General features: G+C 59.7%; 7 protein-coding genes. 2 read left to right on the forward strand and 5 right to left on the reverse strand.

Translation table 11 applies throughout. The features are described from left to right. Window positions 1–195 precede the first annotated feature (195 nt). Both QM600_RS28405 and QM600_RS28410 read right to left on the reverse strand, forming a co-directional pair. Entirely contained in the window at window positions 196–1128 is a 933-nt protein-coding gene (locus QM600_RS28405; protein ID WP_283265086.1) for a glycoside hydrolase family protein, read from the reverse strand. Window positions 1129–1251: 123 nt separating this feature from the next. Then, window positions 1252–1641 (reverse strand): winged helix-turn-helix transcriptional regulator, encoded by a 390-nt coding sequence (locus tag QM600_RS28410; protein ID WP_283265087.1) that lies wholly within the window; start codon window positions 1639–1641, stop codon window positions 1252–1254. A 70-nt stretch (window positions 1642–1711) separates the two neighbouring features. Here QM600_RS28410 and QM600_RS28415 point away from each other — a divergent pair, with 70 nt between their 5' ends. Further along, the gene (locus QM600_RS28415; protein WP_283265092.1) at window positions 1712–1993 is read left to right on the forward strand and encodes an NAD(P)-binding domain-containing protein; all 282 of its coding nucleotides are present in this window, start codon (window positions 1712–1714) and stop codon (window positions 1991–1993) included. Window positions 1994–2043: 50 nt separating this feature from the next. Here QM600_RS28415 and QM600_RS28420 read toward each other — a convergent pair whose 3' ends face one another. Continuing rightward, complete coding sequence (locus QM600_RS28420; RefSeq protein WP_283265088.1) at window positions 2044–2511, reverse strand: SRPBCC family protein; 468 nt, start codon at window positions 2509–2511, stop codon at window positions 2044–2046. A 302-nt stretch (window positions 2512–2813) separates the two neighbouring features. Between QM600_RS28420 and QM600_RS28425 the strand changes: the two genes are divergently transcribed. Beyond that, on the forward strand, window positions 2814–4238 hold the full coding sequence (locus QM600_RS28425; RefSeq protein ID WP_502943131.1) for an amino acid permease: 1425 nt from the start codon (window positions 2814–2816) through the stop codon (window positions 4236–4238). Here QM600_RS28425 and QM600_RS28430 read toward each other — a convergent pair. Next, window positions 4210–5463 carry an NAD(P)/FAD-dependent oxidoreductase gene (locus QM600_RS28430; protein WP_283265090.1) on the reverse strand — a complete coding sequence of 418 codons (1254 nt, stop codon included), beginning with the start codon at window positions 5461–5463 and terminating at the stop codon, window positions 4210–4212. The genes QM600_RS28425 and QM600_RS28430 overlap by 29 nt on opposite strands. Before the next feature lie 605 nt (window positions 5464–6068). Further along, window positions 6069–6625, reverse strand: a 557-nt coding sequence (locus QM600_RS28435; protein ID WP_283265091.1) for a WS/DGAT domain-containing protein, incomplete at its 5' end; no start/stop codon positions are given.

Raw genomic sequence — 6625 nt, forward strand, 5'->3', positions numbered from 1 at the left:
ATGTCCGATCCCGGTGGGTTGCGGGGTTCCGGGGGGTGTGGGTCGGCGTGCCACAGGCTCCTCTAACTACTCGGTGGATCTACTGCTAGCCGCACTGACACTACGGGGTGTCGTGCACCCCTAGATTACGTGAGCGCGGTCTCGCTCACGGGCTATAGCGGCATCAGCAGTGAGTAGTACCCGACACAGTTGTCGTTATGCCGGTTCTCTCATCATACCGATATGGCGCACCGTCCCGGAAAGGTCGGGAAGCTCTTCCAACTGAGACCAAGTGCTCAGCCCATCCGTACTGTCGGAATAGAGATACTTTCCCTCGGTGTAGGCGTCGAGGTATATCCGCCAGGTGTCGTTCGGCAGTTGAACCAGGGCGGGGCCTTCCAGCATCGGGCCCCAATTTCCGGACGGGACGAATGAATAGGGTCCCGTCGCTGATGGCGCGACAGCGTGTTCGATGATCTTTTTCGTCTCGTTTTTGGTGAACGCATGGTAAGTCGATCCGACCTTGACCACGGTGGTGTCGATGTGGTCTGCGCCGATTCCGGCGAGGGGAACTGGCAGGCTCCACAATCGCAGCGATGGTTCCAGTGCCGTCATCAGATAAGGCACAAATCCTCCACCGGTCGACATCGACAGAATGACGTTGACGCGGTCGCCGTCCACGAACCATTCGGGCGCCCAGGCTTTGGTAGTGAAGGGTGAGAGTGACGGTCCGTCGCTGAACCCGGCCGACCCCGAGGAGCCAGGCGGGCTCGCAGAACCTGTGCCGTCGCCTGTGCCTGGCAGGAAGGCGCAGCAGAACGGGACCGGATAGTTCCCCAGGGGAGTCCAGTTGATGCGGTCACTGCTGCGTGCAAAGCCGATATTCGACCCGCCGCCCGTTGTGTAGGTGACGTAATACAACCCGTCGGTGTTCCGGAAGATGCTCGGGTCACGCACAAGCCCTGACGGGGGCCGATACGCGGCGAGTCGGGCGGGTTGAAAGTTGGTGGCGTCCTCCGACTCGTATACATCCATGTCGAGGTCGCTGGTGTTGCTGAATGCCACCATTGTGTATTGCCAGGCCGGAGGTGCGGCGCCGCTGGTCCCCGGGGTCGCGACCAGCATTCCCGCGACAGCGAGCATCACCATTGATATTGCTGAAAAGCATGTTCGTTTTGTCAGCATCACCGGTGAAGTATCTACGACCGCAGGCGCACCATAAGTAACTTTGGCCGCAGCACAGCGGATCGTTACCGACAGTTCAGCGGATCGTTATTGAACCGAACGAGCCGCAGCTGTTGCAATCGCCTGCGTCGCGTGCTCGTCCTGTGCCTCCAGGACAGCGTTTTCGTTTTCGGCTCCCCATTGGGCGAGGGCGGCCAGTGGGCCGTTGACGAAGGAGACTCCGAGGTCTGTGAGTTGGTAGGTGACGGCGCGCACACGGTCGTCAACTCGACCGATCAGACCACCTCTCACTAATCGCGTGACGGCTTGGCTGAGTGCCTTGTCGTTGATGCCACCGATGACTGTGAGCAGTTCTTGACGTCGTTTCGGACCTAGCCGAAGTGCAGAGAGCACAACCGGATCCCAGGAATGTGCGACTAGATCCGTCGCGATTCGAAGCCGGGAGTCGGCTGCAAGTCGTTCGGAGTATGTGTCCACGGGTTCATCGTCCTCTGATTTTTCGTACCTTTTGGTATGTGTCAGGTTTCCACCGTAGACGCTGCACGTAATTTACTCGGGCGATCAAGGGAGAAGCAGTCAGGCGTGGGCACGAGCGGGGAATGAGCTGGTCATTGCCGGGCGGTCGATGCCCCGAGCTGGGTTGGTAGCCAAGGAGATTGGCGATTTTGTGCGGGCGGTCGATGTCGATCAACTTGCTGCGGAATCGGATGTTGTCGTGATTGCTGTGCTGCGAGAGGGCGCCGACGACGCTCTTGCTTTGGCGAACGCGCCGACGGGTGCGCCCGTCGCCAAGGCTCATCATCTGTCGGTGGTGCCGTCGATGGCATAAAGCCCACAAAGGCGAGCTCCGACGGTCTTCGTCGGAGCTCGCTGTGTTGGTTATGCGAGAACGCTGGCGGCTTCTGCTTCGTTCTTTACGCGCTTGAGGGTGGCATTCATGCCCTTGACGAGGTCGACCTCGAATTTGTCGTTGCCGCCGAAGACGGTTTTAACCAGGAACTGCGAGACCGTGGACGTTCCGCTGGGAGCTTCACGACGCTCGGTGAGCTTGGTGCCCGTTGCGGTGGGTTCGAGTTCGTAAGACCAGATGGTGCGGTTTTCGACGATGCGAAATGCGATGGACTTGTTGGGCTCGAAACGCACTACCTTCGCGGAGGTCGGCCAGATCAGGAAACCGCTGCGGTTGATGTTGAAGGTCTTGGCGCCTTCACGGACGGTTCCGCCGATGACCTTCATCTTCTTGCACTGGGGGCTCCATTCGCCCATGCGCTGGAGGTCGGCGACGATTGCCCACACATCCTGCGGGGATGCGTTGATGTCGATGCTGGCTTCGAGGGTGTTGGACAACAGTTTCTCCAGTCAATTTGGTGATACGAAGAGTTACAAACACTTTTGCCGACGGTACGCGATCCGTCAAGAGTTGATGTGCCTCGCGTCACCTTACGTCCCGTGTTGATCGGTTGGCAGCCTCGACAGAAGCCGGCTGGCAGTCCGGTATTTCCGTCCACACATCGATGTGAGGTGCGGGATCCCGTCGAAACAGCGAACTAATGTGCACTCACGCACGGCTCACCAGGGGGATTTGTGGCGACAGTTGAAGGGGTGGGCGAAGGTCTGCGGACTGGTAGCGGACAATAGACGGCGCACGTATGCCTGCCAGCCGACTGGAGTACCGAGTGAACACCGAAGCCAAGACCGCCAACCAGGACGGTCTCAAGAGGGGGCTGACGGCGCGGCATATTCGTTTCATCGCTCTGGGATCGGCAATCGGAACGGGACTCTTCTACGGCAGCGCCGAGGCGATCAAGCGCGCCGGTCCGTCCGTGTTGCTGGCCTACCTGATCGGTGGCATCGCGGTGTACCTGGTGCTGCGCGCTCTCGGTGAGATGGCGGTGCGCAACCCTGTCTCCGGTTCGTTCAGTGAATACGCCAACCAGCACCTCGGTCCGCTTGCCGGATTCATGACGGGTTGGACGTACACCTTCGAGATGGTGATCGTGTGTCTTGCCGACGTCACCGCCTTCGGTCTCTACATGCAGTTCTGGTTCCCGGACGTGCCGCGCTGGATCTGGGTTCTGGCTGTCGTCTTCTTCATCGGTGCATTGAACTTGTTGAGCGTCAAGGTCTTCGGTGAGCTCGAGTTCTGGTTCACCCTGGTCAAGATCACTGCGATCATCGCGATGATCGCGGGTGGTATCGCCATCATCGTGTTCGGCTTCGGTGTCCACGAGACCGATACGGGCCTCAGTAACCTGTGGTCCGACGGCGGATTCTTCGCCACCGGCTTCGGCGGGTTCCTGGCGTGCTTCGCCATCGTGATGTTTGCATTCGGCGGTACCGAGATCATCGGAATCACTGCCGGTGAGGCCGAGGATCCGGCGCGCACCATCCGGAAAGCGGTCAATACCGTTCCGGTGCGCATCATTCTCTTCTACATCTGCACGCTAGCCGTCATCATGATCATCATTCCGTGGCAGAGCATCAACAGTGACAACAGTCCGTTCGTTCAGATCTTCGAGAACCTCGGATTGGGTACAGCGGCTTCGATTCTCAACATCGTGGTCATCACTGCGGCGCTCTCGGCTATCAACAGCGACGTGTTCGGTGCCGGCCGCATGATGTTCGGAATGGCGCACGCCGGTCAGGCGCCGCAGGTCATGAAGAAGGTCTCGCGTAACGGCGTTCCGTGGATGACCGTTGCCATCATGTCTATCGCTCTGCTTGTCGGCGTCGTGCTCAACTACCTGATCCCAGACCAGGTGTTCCTCGTCATCGCATCGCTCGCAACCTTCGCAACGATCTTCGTGTGGGTCATGATCCTGCTGTCGCAGTACCGCTCGCGCGCCCAGTTGAGCGCCGACGAAACAGCGGCACTGAAGTTTCCAGTGCCGCTGTGGCCGTACGGTCAGATCTTTGCGATCGTGTTCCTGACCTTCGTCGTTATCTTGTTGGGCGTGATGTCCGAGACCCGCGTTGCGCTTGCGGCCGGGGCCGTGTGGCTGGTTCTGCTTACCGGCGCCTACTACCTGTGGGTCAAGCCGGCGCTCAGCGCAGCGGATCGAAGTGGCGCATAACCGTCGGCATCGTGCCTTCAGTCATTGAGTCCGCCATCATCTTTCCGGTCAACGGGCCGAGCGCGATTCCCCACATTCCGTGACCACCGGCGACGTGGACGCGCGGTGACTTGGTAGCGCCGATCAGCGGCAACCCGTCCGTGGTGCAGGGGCGTGAACCGACCCATTCCTCTTCGCGGGCGGTCCAATCGATACCGCTGAGCATGGGCTTGGCGGCATCGATGATCGCCTGCACGCGACGCGGATCCAGTGGTGCGTCGGGGCTGCGGAATTCCATCATTCCGGCTACTCGGAAGCGGTCGTGCAACGGCGTGCAGGCGACGCGCTGGGTGGGGAAGTACACCGGGTTCTTGGGCAGGTGATCGGGTTTGACGCTGAAGCTGTAGCCGCGACCGGCCTGCACCAGTTTGCGAACACCGAACGGTGCTGCCAGCTTGTTCAAGCGAGCGCCACTGGAAATGACGACGGCATCTGCTGTGCGTGAATCACCGTTGGCGGAGCGAACACTCACGCCGTCGTCGCGATCGTTGATTGACGCAACATCGAAGCCTGTGACGATCTCGGCGCCACGTTCGCGGACGGCGTCGGCCAAGGAATTCACGAACTGCGGGGGATCGATGAAACGCTGACCTCGCAGCCGGATTCCGGCTTTCACACCTTGCCCGAGCGACGGTTCGAGCGAGTGAATCGTGTCGTAGTCGAGGAGGTCGAAGTCGACCTCGCCTCCCGATGCTTCGACGTGGTGGAACTCGTCCACCAGTGTTTGGCGGTCCTTTTCCGACGCGAATGCCGCGAGGAAAGGATCAGCCAGACGAGTGTGTTCCTTGACCCCGCCATCGGCGAGTTCGTCGAACGCGCCCAGCGCAGTCCGGTTCACCTCGGTGTAGACGGACATTGCTTCCTGCCACTTCGAGGGGGTGCAGTGGCGAGCGAATCCGACCAGGAAGCGGATCAGTTTCAGATCTGTCGTCAGCGGGACATACACCGGCGACGACGGGCTGAGCATCGCGCGCAGGCCGTACTGCAGTACAGCAGGCTCGGGGAGTGGAAGCGTGAGGGCGGGCGCCAGCCAGCCGGCATTTCCCCAGCTGGCGTCGGCCGCGACGCCGTCCCGATCGACGACGGTGACGTCGACTCCACGTTCCTGGAGGAACCAGGCCGTCGACAATCCGACCATGCCTGCGCCGACCACGACCACACGATCGGGGCTCTGACGAGTTCCCATGACCTACTCCTTTAGCTCTGCTGAAATTCGAGATGCCGGTCACACCGGCTCCTTTCAATCATGGGCTGGGGAGATGGCAAAAGGAGTGGCCGTTCGGCCACTGTCCGCACGCCGTTGTTGTGCATTCGCACAGGCTGTCCGAGTTCGAAATGTTCGTGGATGCACACAACCGCGGGCGAGGAGGCACGTCCGGCCGCGCGGAGGCGGGTTGCGTGCAGCCAAGGTGCGTATTCGGCGGTGCGGGGGTGATGCCCGTGCCCAGACGCTGGGTGTGCCACTGCGTCCGATGTAGAACGGGTCTCAGGTTGGGGCTCGAAATTGCTGATTTCGCCCGCAGGAGACTGAAATCTGACGCGATATCGTTTGTCTAACTAAGGAATTCCAAGATTTTTGCGCATGCGACTGATCTTGTGATGGGTACTTTAGGGCTAGTACTAAAGCGTTAAGGGTACGTGGAAAATTGTTCGTTTGTACTACTTTAGTACCCATAATTCGGCTGATCCGGATCCGGAACAGCCGAATTATGTGCGAAAATTCCCAAGACGATAAAGGGCCCGGCATATCAAAATGATGAGCCGGGCCAGTAGATCTAGACAGAGATCGACTTAGGACGCGATCTCCGCGGAGCCACTTTGCAACGCACGACTGTTGGCTGCTTCCTTGAGTTCCTCGAAACTCGCGCGAAGCAACTCCAGATAGTGGCCTAGATCCGGCATCATTGTGACGTCCACAATCACATTCAGTGTCAGTCCACCGCCTCTCGCAGCAACCAGGAAGTGGCGCAGTCCATCGCCGTGGACTGGTGCTTGATTGGCGAGCACAGCAACGCCGGGTGCCCCGTTCAGGGTCAGGCCCTCGACAGATAGTGGAATGTTGCTCACCATGGTGTGCTGATACCGTGGCCGATCCAGGTTGTAATCGTAGAGTCGACGTGAGTATGCCAACAATCGCATTATCAGCGGGGGCAAGGTCTCCACCGCAGTGCTCATTCGGCGCACTTCTATGTGAGATGTGCGGGTCTTTTCCGAGCGCGCCGATTCCGCAATGAGCGCCAGCCGTTCCAGTGGGTCTTTGACCTTGGTATGCATGTCAACTGACAAACTCACCAATTGGTTTGCGGACTCCCACTCCTCTTGCTTGCGCATGGACCGCGGAACCATCG

Source organism: Rhodococcus sp. IEGM 1379 (genome assembly GCF_030056815.1).
Lineage (GTDB): Bacteria > Actinomycetota > Actinomycetes > Mycobacteriales > Mycobacteriaceae > Rhodococcus_F.